This is a genomic window from Chryseobacterium sp. JM1, assembly GCF_000737715.1.
Classification (GTDB): Bacteria; Bacteroidota; Bacteroidia; order Flavobacteriales; family Weeksellaceae; genus Chryseobacterium.
In genome coordinates this window covers 39,146-52,383 of record NZ_JPRN01000002.1, presented here as the reverse complement: position 1 = coordinate 52,383, position 13,238 = coordinate 39,146, and the positions used below count along the sequence as shown (strand labels likewise).

At 38.6% G+C, this 13,238-nt stretch carries 12 protein-coding genes; 3 read left to right on the top strand and 9 right to left on the bottom strand.

What is annotated here, in order from left to right:
- Window positions 1–224: 224 nt before the first annotated feature.
- The 9 genes from IW22_RS02490 to IW22_RS02450 form a co-directional block, all read right to left on the bottom strand.
- Complete coding sequence (locus IW22_RS02490; RefSeq protein WP_034723938.1) at window positions 225–1,325, bottom strand: DegT/DnrJ/EryC1/StrS family aminotransferase; 1,101 nt, start codon at window positions 1,323–1,325, stop codon at window positions 225–227.
- 24 nt (window positions 1,326–1,349) lie between these two features.
- Window positions 1,350–2,318 (bottom strand): 3-oxoacyl-ACP synthase III family protein, encoded by a 969-nt coding sequence (locus IW22_RS02485; protein ID WP_034723937.1) that lies wholly within the window; start codon window positions 2,316–2,318, stop codon window positions 1,350–1,352.
- A 10-nt stretch (window positions 2,319–2,328) separates the two neighbouring features.
- A complete protein-coding gene (locus IW22_RS02480) occupies window positions 2,329–2,559 on the bottom strand; it encodes an acyl carrier protein (protein WP_034723936.1) in 231 nt (76 codons plus the stop codon).
- A 4-nt stretch (window positions 2,560–2,563) separates the two neighbouring features.
- Complete coding sequence (locus IW22_RS02475) at window positions 2,564–3,091, bottom strand: GNAT family N-acetyltransferase (protein WP_034723934.1); 528 nt, start codon at window positions 3,089–3,091, stop codon at window positions 2,564–2,566.
- A 55-nt stretch (window positions 3,092–3,146) separates the two neighbouring features.
- Complete coding sequence (locus tag IW22_RS02470; RefSeq protein WP_034723933.1) at window positions 3,147–3,560, bottom strand: sugar 3,4-ketoisomerase; 414 nt, start codon at window positions 3,558–3,560, stop codon at window positions 3,147–3,149.
- A gap of 204 nt (window positions 3,561–3,764) precedes the next feature.
- The gene (gene rfbA / locus IW22_RS02465) at window positions 3,765–4,628 is read right to left on the bottom strand and encodes a glucose-1-phosphate thymidylyltransferase RfbA (RefSeq protein WP_034723931.1); all 864 of its coding nucleotides are present in this window, start codon (window positions 4,626–4,628) and stop codon (window positions 3,765–3,767) included.
- A gap of 3 nt (window positions 4,629–4,631) precedes the next feature.
- Complete coding sequence (locus IW22_RS02460) at window positions 4,632–5,099, bottom strand: hypothetical protein (protein ID WP_228383977.1); 468 nt, start codon at window positions 5,097–5,099, stop codon at window positions 4,632–4,634.
- A complete protein-coding gene (rfbB, locus tag IW22_RS02455) occupies window positions 5,092–6,171 on the bottom strand; it encodes a dTDP-glucose 4,6-dehydratase (protein ID WP_034723929.1) in 1,080 nt (359 codons plus the stop codon). The genes IW22_RS02460 and rfbB overlap by 8 nt, the downstream gene beginning before the upstream one ends.
- Window positions 6,172–7,488: a UDP-glucose dehydrogenase family protein gene (locus IW22_RS02450; protein ID WP_034723927.1), complete on the bottom strand. Its 1,317-nt coding sequence runs from the start codon at window positions 7,486–7,488 to the stop codon at window positions 6,172–6,174. It abuts the gene before it with no gap.
- Between the two features lie 524 nt (window positions 7,489–8,012).
- Between IW22_RS02450 and rimP the strand changes: the two genes are divergently transcribed.
- The 3 genes from rimP (at window position 8,013) to infB (ending at window position 12,787) form a co-directional block, all read left to right on the top strand.
- Complete coding sequence (gene rimP, locus IW22_RS02440; RefSeq protein ID WP_034723924.1) at window positions 8,013–8,480, top strand: ribosome assembly cofactor RimP; 468 nt, start codon at window positions 8,013–8,015, stop codon at window positions 8,478–8,480.
- Window positions 8,481–8,495: 15 nt separating this feature from the next.
- Window positions 8,496–9,731, top strand: coding sequence for a transcription termination factor NusA (nusA, locus tag IW22_RS02435; protein WP_034723922.1), 1,236 nt, complete (start codon window positions 8,496–8,498; stop codon window positions 9,729–9,731).
- Between the two features lie 80 nt (window positions 9,732–9,811).
- A complete protein-coding gene (gene infB, locus IW22_RS02430; RefSeq protein ID WP_034723919.1) occupies window positions 9,812–12,787 on the top strand; it encodes a translation initiation factor IF-2 in 2,976 nt (991 codons plus the stop codon).
- Window positions 12,788–13,238: the final 451 nt, after the last annotated feature.

Here is a 13,238-nt window from a genome sequence, read left to right as displayed (position 1 = left end):
CAGCTTTCCTGATAAGTGAATAATCATTCACATAAAACGGAAAATAATAACTAATATATTACTATTTGTTAGTATGAGCAAAGAACTATCGGCTATAAAGCCAATAGCTCTTAAATTTTACAATAATAATTCTTATTTAATAACGGGGAGTTAATGGCATTGGGCATAGCTGTTTTCCGATAGTGGAACATGGGATTTCAGCCGGCTTATTTCATTTTTTTTAACTAAAACCCGTTTACAGCATCGATGATCGCCTGAATTTCTTCTTCTTCCAAAACTGAAGAGATCGGGAGACTCAGGACTTCTTCATGCATTTTTTCGGTGATAGGGAAAGTAAGGTCATTGTACTCCTTATATGCTTCCTGCTTATGGGGCGGGATAGGATAGTGGATGATGGTACTGATCCCTTTTTCTGTTAAATAGGCCTGAAGTTCATCTCTTTTCTCCGTGCGGATTACAAAAACGTGCCATACATGCTCATTTTCGTCAGCCGGATTTTCAGGAAGGATGACCTTTGGATTGTTGATCTCCGAGATAAACCTTTTAGCAATTTCTCTTCTTGTTCCGTTTTCGTGACCGATGTATTTAAGTTTTACATCTAGAACGGCAGCCTGAATTTCATCCAGTCTTGAATTTAATCCTTTATAAATGTTGACATATTTCTGGTTAGAACCGTAATTGGCTATAGCACGGATAGCTTCAAAGACTTCTTTGTCATTAGTGGTTACAGCTCCTGCATCACCTAATGCACCCAGGTTTTTACCCGGATAAAAACTGAAACCTGAAGCATCACCCAGATTTCCGGATTTGATGCCGTTCCATTCTGCACCGATGGCCTGTGCGTTGTCTTCTACAATTTTCAGATTATGCTTTTTCGCTATATTTTTAAGCTCTTCGGAAAAAACAATTCTTCCCTGAAGGTGAACGATCAGGATAGCCTTTGTTTTTGGGCTTATTTTTTCTTCAATTTTGGCGATGTCAATATTATAGGTATTGGCATCCGGTTCTACAAATACAGGAACCAGTCCGTTGTCTGACAAAGCCAGAACGGAAGCGATATACGTATTGGCTGGAACAAGAACCTCGTCTCCGGCTTTCATGAAACCTAATTCAATGTAGGCGCGGAAGATCAGACGCAGCGCATCCAGTCCGTTGGCTACGCCCAGAGCATATTCTGAACCGATGTATGATGCCAGGTTGGTCTCGAAGTTTTTAAGCTCGCTGCCCTGCAGATACCATCCACTTCGGAAAACACTGACAAGTTTGTTTTCAATTTCCTCCTGATACTGTAAATTGACCTTTTGAAGATCAAGAAATTTTATCATAATACTATTATTTTAAACGCTCAATTATTTTTTTCTTAAACAGACTGCTCCCCAGGAATAGCCTACACCAAAACCAACAAGCATCACATTTTTGGAATCTCTTGTTGCAAATGAATTTTTAAAGGCAATAGGAATGGTAGAGGATACGGTATTCCCATAATCTAACATATCGATGACGAAATTTTCCTGTGGAATATTGATTCTTTTTCTTAAGAAATCGAGCATGAAGGTGTTGGCCTGATGAAAGATATAGGTGTCGATGTCACTTTTTTCAAAGCCGTTTATTTTCAGGTTTTCTTCTACAAGTCCGGGAATTGCTTTTGAGGTGAAATCAAAAATTTTCGGACCGTTCATATGAAGATAGTTGTCTTTGTCTTCTGTACTGTCTGTTTTTTTATTTCTTACAGCACCGTTTTTAACGATAAGGTTTTTCGCGCCTTCTCCGTCTGTACCTACAGAAAACTTCAGGATTTCATAATCACCGTCTTCAGAGATCAGCGTTGCCGCTGCGGCATCTCCGAAAAGACTGATGTTTCCTTTATCGTTCTCGTGAATATGTTTTGAATACGTTTCCGCTGTGATCAAAACAACATTCTTCATCATTTTAGAATCAATAAGGGCATTGGCCAGAGATAATCCATAAATATAGCCCGAACATCCCTGATTGATATCTATAGCTCCGCAACTGGTATTTAAACCGGCTTGCGACTGAACGAGGCAGGCTGTTGCAGGAAGGAAGTAATCAGGACTTTGGGTACAGACGATCAGATAATCTATCGTAGATTTATCGATCTGATATTCTTCAACGAGTTTATTGAGTGCTTTTACAGCAATATCTGATGTAAACTCATCTTCTCCGGTAATATTCCTGTTTCTGATCCCTATTTTTTCAAGAATCTTGTCACTTTCCCAGTCCGGAAACTTTTTTGAAATCTCCTCATTGGAAATAACGTTCTCAGGAATGTAGGTTGAAATATGTTTTATAAAAGCCATTGTTTAATATTTACTGTTTTTTCTCAACAATAAAAGAATAAAGTTCGTTGATATCTTTGAACGAAGTAATCTGCTCCGGCTCGATATCTACACCATATTCATCTTCGATCATTACTTTGATCACCATAGCGGTAAGTGAATCCCAGTAGCTTTCCTGGCTGTATGCAGTTTCAGGTTCTACTACCGTATCCGTGTTTTCAAGTTGACCCTGAAAATTTTTGATAAATTCATTGATTGACATAAGCTTATATTTTAAATTTTTTGAGAATATCCGGAAGTACCGAATTAAAGGTGTCTTTTGTTAATAGATAATAGTTGTTTTCCTCGTCGCTTCTGATGAGCTCGGGCTTAAACATTTTGTGATAGCTGTTTACGGATGTATTCTGTTTTCTTACCTCAAACTGAATGGTGTCGAAATTCAATTCGTTCAGAACGAAATCTTTGACAGCCATATCCACTTTTACTGAGTTTTTGACGTTCGAATACTCAGGTTTGGAAACCCAGCTTCCTATTTCAGGAAGTCCGGAATCTATTTTGTAAACTCTGTACGTGGCAAAGTCTTCATTGTTTTCATCAAAGGCAATAAAATAATATTCTTTCTGTTGCTGTTCCCGTTCTTTATAGCTTTGTATCCATTGCTTTTGGGCGTCTACATCAGGAGAAGTTTTTGAAATAAACCTGGACTTTTTTTCATTATTTCTGATCGATACTATAAATGAAGCATCATCGGTTTCAACGAATCTCAGTTTAATTCCTTTGTATTCAATTATCATCTTTTGTTATTTATATTAATACCTTCATCACCAAAGAAAATTCAATGGTGAAAATTTATTTTTTGTCGATTGCTTCTTTAAAACTTTCAAAATCTCTGAAATAGTCTTCCTCATCATATATTTCAGACGCCAGACAAAGCAATACCGCATTGTGGGAAAACTGAATGTCTCTCCATACCAGTTTAGGAATATATAAACCTTTTGTAGGATGATCCAGGGTGAAAGTTTCTTTATTACCGTCTTTGTCTTCCGTATTAAAGATAATGGTTCCTGAGACAGCAAATATGATCTGCTGCAGTTCTTTATGGGCATGTCCGCCTCTTGTTACATCATGAGGCGTGTAGTAGGTCCAGTAGACACGCTGTATCTCAAAAGGAACATTTTTCTGGGTTTCTGCTATGGTGATATACCCCAGCTGTGATGATCCTATCTTATCGAATGTGATGATTTGTGGTTTATTGTATTCCATTAATGTTTCTAAATAGTTCTTTAAAGTCCTCAAAGTTAATTATAAAATTACTATCGGAAAGAAGCCTGTTATTATTATGTAACTGCAAATAAAAATCTGCATCCAATTATATACTTCAGGTTGAGGAAAAGGACCAGATGGTTTTATATTAAAAAAACTATTGGCACGAAAGCCAATAGTTATATCATTTACATTAATATATGATTACTTTTTTACAAGCTGCTTCAGGTATTCACCGTAGCCGCTTTTACCGTATTTTTCTGCCGTTTCAAGAAGTTTTTCTTCGTTGATGAATTTATTTCTGAACGCAATTTCCTCAATACATCCAATCTTAAAGCCCTGTCTTTTTTCGATAACACTTACAAATTCGGAAGCGTCATTCAGAGAATCAAAAGTTCCTGTATCAAGCCACGCTGTGCCTCTGTCCAGAACGCCTACTTCAAGTTTTCCTTTGCTTAAATAAACGTTGTTGACATCCGTAATTTCAAGTTCTCCTCTTGCAGAAGGCTGGATGTTCTTGGCAATATTCACGACTTCATTGTCATAAAAATAAAGTCCTGGAACCGCATAATTCGATTTCGGTTTTAAAGGTTTCTCTTCAATGGAAACGGCTTTAAAATCATCATCAAATTCTACAACACCATATCGTTCCGGGTCTGAAACGTGATAAGCGAAAACAACTCCGCCATCCGGATTGGTTTTGTTTTTCAGTAAGGTCCCCATTTCGGAGCCATAGAAAATATTATCTCCTAGGACTAATGCAACGGGATCGCTGCCAATAAAGGCATCTCCTAAAATAAAGGCCTGCGCCAGTCCGTCCGGGCTTGGCTGTACCACATACTCGATGTTACATCCGATTTGTGAACCGTCACCTAAAAGTTTGATGAATCCAGGCTGGTCGTGGGGTGTTGTGATGATCAGGATGTCTTTGATTCCTGCCAGAAGCAGTGTCGAAAGAGGGTAGTAGATCATAGGTTTGTCGTAAACAGGCATCAGCTGCTTGCTTACGGCGATTGTAAGAGGGTAAAGTCTTGTTCCGGATCCTCCGGCCAATATAATTCCTTTCATCGGTTATTTTTTTATGTTTTCTATGGCGTAATCTATTTGATTTTTGATATTAAGATCAATAGTCGGAGTCATTAAAAGAGTAGAGTTTCCTCTGGACAGACTGCCTCCGATCGTCTTATGAAATTGAATCAGTTCTTTTAAGTTTTCTTCCGGGATTAAAGAAAACGAACTGTACATTGAAACTTTAAAGCCGTCAAAATCAAAATTCTTAATGATGCTTCTGGCCTGATCTTTAGTCAGTAGTTCCTTGGGAGGATCTACATTATAATCAAACATTTTAAGTTCAATATATTCTTTGGCATAATTGATCAGTGCTTCCTTGTAATGTGAAACTTTTATAAATTCGTCGATAAGACGTTTTTGGGCTACATTGGCCATAGCCGAAGGTGGAAGGAGAGTCTGAGCTCCTGCCAGAGAAGAAATCACAAGGGAAAACAAAAGAATAATTGACTTCATGATGGGTTTAGTCATACTGTTTTTCGTAATACTTCTGGTAGTCTCCACTGGTGACATTCTCAAGCCATTCTTTGTTCTCAAGATACCAGTCGATGGTTTTACCCAGGCCTTCCTCGAAAGTTACAGACGGTTTCCAGCCTAAGTTTTTATTCAGCTTGTCAGCATCGATAGCATAGCGCTTGTCGTGTCCCGGTCTGTCTTTTACGAAGGTGATCAGTTTTTCAGAATAGCCTTCCGGTTTCCCGAGTTTAGCATCCATCTGTTTGATCAGTTCTTTCACAAGATCAATATTCTGCCACTCGTTGAAACCTCCGATGTTGTATGTTTCTCCGGTTTTAGCTTCATTGAAAATCTGGTGGATTGCTCTGGCGTGGTCTATTACATACAGCCAGTCCCGGGTATATTTTCCGTCACCGTAAATGGGTAATGGTCTTTCGTTGATGATATTTGAAATGCAAAGCGGGATCAGTTTCTCAGGGAAATGGTTCGGACCGTAGTTGTTGGAACAGTTAGATACGATGAATGGCATTCCGTAAGTGTTTCCGTATGCTCTCACCAGGTGGTCTGAAGCTGCTTTTGAGGCGGAATATGGAGATTGCGGATCGTAAGCCGTTGTTTCCAGGAAGAATCCGGTTTCACCAAGACTTCCGTACACTTCGTCTGTAGAAACGTGGTAGAATAAATGAGTTCTTTTTTCGTCCGGGAACCTTCCGTGGGTGTGATCTGGATTCAGGGTCCAGAATTCTTTACATAAATTAAGAAGATTGGCCGTTCCGTTGACATTGGTATTGATGAATGCCATCGGATCGGTAATACTTCTGTCTACGTGGCTTTCTGCCGCCAGATGCACGATGGCATCAGGATTATATTTTTCGAAGATCTTTCTCAGTTCTTCCGGTTTTGTAATATCTGCTTTTTCGAAAACATAATTAGGCTCATTTTCAATGTCCTTCAGGTTTTCCAGATTTCCTGCGTAAGTAAGGGCGTCAAGATTAATGATCGTAGCATCCGGATTGTTTTTCACGAATTCTCTAACGACATGAGAACCTATAAATCCAGCTCCCCCGGTAATAATTATATTTTTCATCTATTTATTTTCTATGGTCTTTCTACCTATACTTTTATAATGGAATCCATTCTGTTCAGGGATTTCCAGTGGATACATATTTCTTCCGTCAAAAATGACTTTGTTTTTCATTTTCTTAGCCATCAGTTCAAAATTAGGATTTTTAAACTCAGGCCATTCTGTAGCGATGAATAGAGCATCTGCACCTTCAAGGGCATCATACATTCCTTTGGCGTACTGTATTTTGTCACCAAGAAGTTTCTGCACATTACTTTCTGCTACCGCGTCATAGGCAGCAATTTCTGCGCCTTTCTCCAATAACAAAGCGATATTGTCCAAAGATGATGCTTCACGGATGTCATCTGTGTTGGCTTTAAAAGCAAGGCCCCACATCGCAATCTTCTTGCCTTTGATGTCTCCTCCGAAGTATTTCTCAATCTCTGAAACCAGAATTACTTTCTGAGTGGTATTTACTTTTTCTGTCGCTTCAAGGATCTGGAAATTGAAATCCTCCTGAATTCCGGATTTGATAAGCGCTTTTACATCTTTCGGGAAACAGCTTCCACCATACCCGATTCCAGGGAATAAAAATCGGTGCCCGATTCTGTCATCGCTACCCATTCCAAGTCTTACTTTGTCTACGTCTGCGCCTACTTTTTCACAGTAATTGGCGATCTCATTCATAAACGTAATCTTTACGGCAAGGAATGAATTGGCTGCATATTTTGTAAGTTCGGATGATTTCTCATCCATAAAGATGATCGGGATTCCGGTATTGGTAAATGGCTGATAAATTTTAGCCATAATATTCTGTGCTTTCTCTGAACTGGCACCTACCACCACTCTTGAAGGATTCATGGAATCTTCCACCGCAAAACCTTCTCTTAAGAATTCCGGATTGGAAACCACATCAAAAGGGATGTCTGTTTTAGAGGCAATCACTTCTCTTACTTTGTCAGCAGTACCTACGGGAACGGTACTTTTATTGACGATGACCTTATATTCAGTCATCATTTCTCCAATATGGTTGGCTACCTGAATGACATAGGAAAGATCTGCGGAACCGTCTTCACCCGGGGGTGTAGGCAGTGCCAGATAGATCACTTCACTTTTGTCTAAAGCTTCTTTCAGATTGGTGGTGAAAAATAATCTCTCGGATTGAATGTTTCTTAAGAACATCTCTTCAAGGTTCGGCTCATAGATGGGAACTACGCCGTTTTTCATACCTTCTACTTTTTTTTCATCAATGTCAACACAGTATACTGAATTGCCAAGTTCTGCCAGGGTAGTACCTGTAACCAGCCCTACATAACCCGTTCCTACAATTGTTATATTCAAAATGTCTGTTTTTAAATTTTAAGACAAAAATAATAAAAATACTTTCACCTGCTTGTTTAATTTACTTTAACGTGAGATTGAGATTTAAAAAAGGTGAAGGGTGAATTTTGCTTCGCAAGTGAATGGTAAATTTTGGATAGATTTCAGGATAAGGCTGAGGCAGAGATTCAGGTTTAGGTTAAGATGATTATTTGAGAACAATCAAACCCTCCAACGCTTCAACTAGTATTCTGTACTGCGAATTCCTTATGCCAACCTCAAAAACCCTTTACTCTCAAACTCTTAAACTCTCAAACACATAAACCCACACCCCGAATCCCGAAACCCTGAAACTCTCTGACGCTCCAACTCTCCAACCCATATTCCGTAACTTTAACGAAAAATTGTAAGGTATTTACTTGATAACTAAGTAGATTTTGCTTTTTTAGAAAAAATGCGTATATTTGCAGTGGATTTACAGGAAAAAATGGGAAGGCTTCGGAAGAAAGCCTTTTTTCGTACTGGTAAATCAAGATATTTAATGTATGGAGTTTAGAAAAAGAATTGAAGAATTATTAAACGAATTCCTTGATAGCAGGGAGGATTTGTTTCTTGTGGATCTTAAATTTTCTACAGGAGATGACATTACTGTAATCCTGGATGGTGATAATGGAGTGACTCTTCAGGATTGCCTTGATGCAAGCCGTGCGATAGAGTTTAATATGGACCGTGAAGAGCATGACTTCAGCCTTCAGGTAATGTCTGCCGGACTGAGCGAGCCACTTTCGGCTCCCAGACAGTTCAAGAAAAATTTTGGAAGAGAGATCGAGGTATTGCTGAATGATGCTACCAAAATAGAAGGTGAACTGGCCAAAGTAGATGATGAGAAGATCACACTTATTTTACGCTACCGAAAACCGAAAGAAGTCGGAAAAGGGAAAGTGGATGTGGAGGAGGAAAAAGAAATTCCTTACTCTGAGATAAAAAAAGCGTTAGTAGTAATTAAATTTTAAAAGAAAAAAGAATAGATGGATAATATAGCGTTGATTGAATCCTTTGGTGATTTTAAAGACGAAAAAGGGATCAGTAAGATTGATCTTATGGCAATTATTGAAGATTCACTGAAGACCCTTTTGAGAAAAAGATTTGATTCAGATGATCATTTTGATGTAATTGTGAACCCTGATAAAGGAGATTTTCAGATATTTTTAAATAAAACGATTGTAGAGGACGAGATGTCTGAAGATGATGATCTGGAAATCGAACTTTCTGAAGCTAAAAAAATTGACCCTACTTTTGAAGTGGGTGAAGATTTTACCATGGAAATTCCTGTTGCCCAATTGGGAAGAAGAAATATCCTTACCTTAAAGCAGATCCTGGCTACAAAACTTCAGGAGCATAATAATGCAATGCTTTATGAGCAGTTCAGAGACAAGATCGGGGAGATTGTAATTGGAGAAATTCACCACATCCGTCACAAGCACGTGATCCTATTGGATGATGAAGGGAATGAATTCATTTTGCCAAAAGAAAACCAGATCCCGTCCGACTTCTTTAAAAAGGGCGAAAATATCAGAGCTATTGTTGAAACAGTAGATTTTAAAGGTTCAAAACCACAGATTATTATTTCCAGAACTGCACCTAAATTCTTAGAGAAGTTATTAGAGCTGGAAATTCCTGAAATCCAGGACGGAACGATTATGCTTAAAAAAGTAGTAAGAATTCCTGGTGAGAAGGCGAAGATTGCAGTAGATGCTTACGATGACAGAATAGATCCTGTAGGAGCCTGTGTGGGTGTGAAGGGATCAAGAATTCACGGAGTGGTAAGAGAGTTGAGAAATGAAAACATCGATGTTATTCAGTGGTCTAAAAACGCTGAAATTTTGGTAAAGAGAGCTTTAGGAAATGTTACCATCAACAAAATTGACATCAACGAGGATTCAAACTATGCTTTAGTTTATACACCAGTTGAAGAGATTTCTAAAGTAATCGGGAAACAAGGTCAGAATATCAGACTGGCTTCTTGGTTGACAGGATATGAAATTGATGTATATAGAGAAGCTAGCGAGGATGACGACGTTGATTTGAGAGAATTTAACGATGACATCGAGCAGTGGATTTTGGATGAATTTAAGAAAGTAGGTCTTACTACTGCGAAATCAGTACTGGATAAGGATACAGAAAGTCTTTTAAATATGGTGGATCTTGAAGAGGAAACTATTGAAGATGTTAAACGTATTCTAAGAGAAGAATTTGAAGATTAAGATTTTTAAATAAATTTTAATAAACAGTAAAAAAGAAATACTTTAATTTTAAGAATTAAAAAAAATAGTAAATAATATAGATGCCAAAAATAAGATTAAATAAAGCGGTTAAGGAATTCAACATTTCGATGTCCAGATTAGTAGAATTTTTACAGTCAAAGGATTTCGAGGTTGAAAACAATCCTAACGCTCAATTAGAAGAAGCGGCATATTCTGCATTGGAGGCTGAGTTTGCCAAAGACGGTGAACAAAGAAAAGCTTCCCATGAGGTGGTGATCACCAAAGTTCCGGAAGAAAAACTGGAAATTGAGGAAAAGAAAACCCCTGAAGTAATAAGAGCTAAAGCAAACAAACCAGAAACTAAGATTTTAGGTAAAATAGATCTTGAACCTAAAGCCCCTGAAGTGGAAGAAGTGCCTGTTGCACCCGTAGCAGCACCTGTACCTGTGGCAGCACCGGTAGAAGAAAAGAAGAAAGAAGAAGTTGTGGCTGAACCGGAAGTAAAAGCTGCTCCTGAAAAGCAGGAATTCAAAGTTCTGGATAAAATTGATCTGTCCCAAATAGAATCTAGAAATAGACCTGTAAAAAAAGATAAACCCAAAATGGAGGAGAAAAAAGAAGAGGAAAAACCGGCAGAACCTGTGAAAGAAACTCCAAAGCAGCCAGAGCCTGCTGCTGAAAAGAAAGCAGAGCCTCAAAAACCAGCTGAGCCTGAATCTCAGGAACCTCAGAAAATAGAAACCGTTTATCAGAAACTTGATGGTCCTAAGATCGTAGGTGAAAAGATAGACTTAACGCAATTTGCACCAAAACCTGGTTCAGGCGCTAAAAAGAAAAGAAAGAGAATTGAAAAACCGGGAGGCCCGAATCAACAAGGCCAGGGGAATAATCAAAACTCAGGAAATAATAACAATAACCAGGGAGGTCAGGGTAACAACCGTCCTCAAGGTCAGGGAGGCCCAGGAGGAAACCGTCCGCCAGGACAAGGTGGCCCGGGAGGTAACCGTCCACCAGGACAGGGAGGCCCAGGAGGAAACCGTTTTGGAAATAACCAGGGAAATCGTCCACCAGGTCAGGGAGGCGGATTCAAGAAAGGTCCAGGCGGAGGAAACAACAACAGACCAGGGCAAAGAACCATGCCTGTTGAGCTTACCGACGAGCAGGTTAAAAACCAGATCAAGGAAACTCTTGAAAAACTAACCAACAAAGGAGGTAAATCTAAATCTGCTAAACACAGAAAAGATAAGAGAACGTACCGTAGAGAACAGGACGAACGTCAGCAGGAGATTGATGCTCAGGACAGAACATTAAAAGTAACCGAATTCATCACAGTAGGTGAATTGGCAAGTTTAATGAACGTTTCTCCTACAGAAGTTATCTCTGCTTGTTTCTCCCTTGGAGTAATGGTAACCATGAACCAAAGACTGGAAGCGGATACCTTATTATTGGTAGCTGATGAATTTGGTTTCAAAATTGAATTCTCAGATGCTGACTTAGAAGAAGTAGAGTCTGAAGAAGATATGGATACTGAGGAAGATCTTTCTTCCAGAGCACCAATTGTAACCGTAATGGGTCACGTTGACCACGGTAAAACGTCCCTACTTGACTACATCAGAAAGACCAACGTTATCGCTGGTGAATCAGGAGGTATTACACAGCACATTGGAGCATACAACGTAAAATTAGAAAACGGACAGAGAATTACATTCTTAGATACACCGGGTCACGAAGCGTTTACCGCGATGAGAGCCAGAGGTGCTCAGATCACCGATATTGCCATTATTGTAATTGCAGCGGATGATGATGTAATGCCACAAACGAGAGAAGCAATTTCTCACGCACAGGCTGCAGGAGTACCAATGATCATTGCATTGAACAAAGTGGACAGACCAAGTGCTAATCCTGATAATATCCGTCAGCAGCTTTCCGGGATGAATATCCTTGTAGAAGAGTGGGGTGGAAACGTTCAGGCGCAGGAAATTTCTGCGAAGTTTGGTAACAATATGGATGTTCTATTGGAGAAGGTATTACTTCAGGCAGAGATGCTTGATCTTAAAGCTAATCCGGATAGAGCCGCTCAGGGTGTTGTGATTGAAGCTTCATTAGATAAAGGAAGAGGATATGTAGCGACCATGTTGGTACAGACAGGAACTTTAAGAGTAGGAGACTATGTAGTTGCCGGTAAGAACCACGGTAAGGTAAAAGCAATGCTTGATGAAAGAGGTAGAAACCTTAAAGAAGCCGGTCCTTCAATTCCTGTTACTATTCTAGGTTTAGATGGGGCACCTACAGCAGGTGATAAGTTCAAAGTATATGCAGATGAAAGTGAGGCTAAAACTATTGCCAACAAGAGAGAGCAGTTACAGAGAGAACTTTCTATCAGAACTAAGAAGCATACTACGCTTGAAGAACTTGGAAGAAGAATTGCCTTAGGAGAATTCAAAGAATTGAATATTATCCTTAAAGGTGACGTGGATGGTTCAGTAGAAGCATTGTCTGACCAGTTACAGAGATTGTCTACAGCAGAGATCAATGTGAACATCCTTCACAAAGGAGTTGGACAGATCACTGAATCTGACGTTAACTTAGCAACTGCTTCTGATGCCATTATCATCGGATTTAACGTAAGAGCTGGTGCCAATGCTAAAGAATTAGCAGATAAAGAAGAAATCGAGATCAGAACATACTCAGTAATTTATGCTGCAATTGATGAGGTGAAAGAAGCCATGGAAGGTATGCTTTCTCCGGAAATCAAAGAACAGGTAATGGGTAACGTTGAGATCAGAGAAGTATTCAAAATCTCTAAAGTTGGTACAATCGCAGGTTGTATGGTTCTTTCAGGAAAAGTAACGAGAAGCTCTAAAGTAAGAGTACTGAGAGACGGTATCGTGAAATTCGACGGAGAGCTGGAAAGCTTGAAGCGTTTCAAAGATGACGTAAGAGAAGTAACAAAAGGTTACGAATGTGGTCTGAACCTGAAGGGATACAACGATATTGAAGTTGGAGATATTCTTGAAGTTTACGAACAGGTAGCCGTTAAGAAGAAGCTGAAATAACAGTTTTCTAACTATAAATATAAAACCACTTTCTTAGGAAGGTGGTTTTTTTGTTTCCTGTTATTTATTTAATTTTTATCAATACTATATCTTGTTTTTGATATTGATAATTTGAGACAATAATGAGTGATTAATTTCTGCAACTTAAATGTTAAAATATGAGAAACTGATAAGCAAAATGACTCAACTGAAAGGGGACAGGTTTTTTTTAAAGAAACAACCTATAATAAATGTTTTCCGAAACAAACCGTATGTTGGGGCAAATCTAAATGATCTGTACTTATATTGAAGGCAGATATCAGGAATAAGATGATAGAAAACCAATTGTACAAAAGAAATTAGAATAATGACGGATTAGTGATAAATACATGAGAACCACTTTTTTATAGTATCAATTTAATGTTAAAAAACATTTTAATTTAATTTATATTGATTCTAAATAATATTCTTA

Coding starts and splice junctions, on each gene's coding strand:
- IW22_RS02475 (WP_034723934.1), bottom strand. CDS start 3,091: ATGATAATTGAATACAAAGGAATTAAACTGAGATTCGTTGAAACCGAT.
- IW22_RS02480 (WP_034723936.1), bottom strand. CDS start 2,559: ATGTCAATCAATGAATTTATCAAAAATTTTCAGGGTCAACTTGAAAAC.
- nusA (WP_034723922.1), top strand. CDS start 8,496: ATGGATAATATAGCGTTGATTGAATCCTTTGGTGATTTTAAAGACGAA.
- IW22_RS02470 (WP_034723933.1), bottom strand. CDS start 3,560: ATGGAATACAATAAACCACAAATCATCACATTCGATAAGATAGGATCA.
- rimP (WP_034723924.1), top strand. CDS start 8,013: ATGGAGTTTAGAAAAAGAATTGAAGAATTATTAAACGAATTCCTTGAT.
- rfbA (WP_034723931.1), bottom strand. CDS start 4,628: ATGAAAGGAATTATATTGGCCGGAGGATCCGGAACAAGACTTTACCCT.
- rfbB (WP_034723929.1), bottom strand. CDS start 6,171: ATGAAAAATATAATTATTACCGGGGGAGCTGGATTTATAGGTTCTCAT.
- infB (WP_034723919.1), top strand. CDS start 9,812: ATGCCAAAAATAAGATTAAATAAAGCGGTTAAGGAATTCAACATTTCG.
- IW22_RS02485 (WP_034723937.1), bottom strand. CDS start 2,318: ATGGCTTTTATAAAACATATTTCAACCTACATTCCTGAGAACGTTATT.
- IW22_RS02490 (WP_034723938.1), bottom strand. CDS start 1,325: ATGATAAAATTTCTTGATCTTCAAAAGGTCAATTTACAGTATCAGGAG.
- IW22_RS02460 (WP_228383977.1), bottom strand. CDS start 5,099: ATGACTAAACCCATCATGAAGTCAATTATTCTTTTGTTTTCCCTTGTG.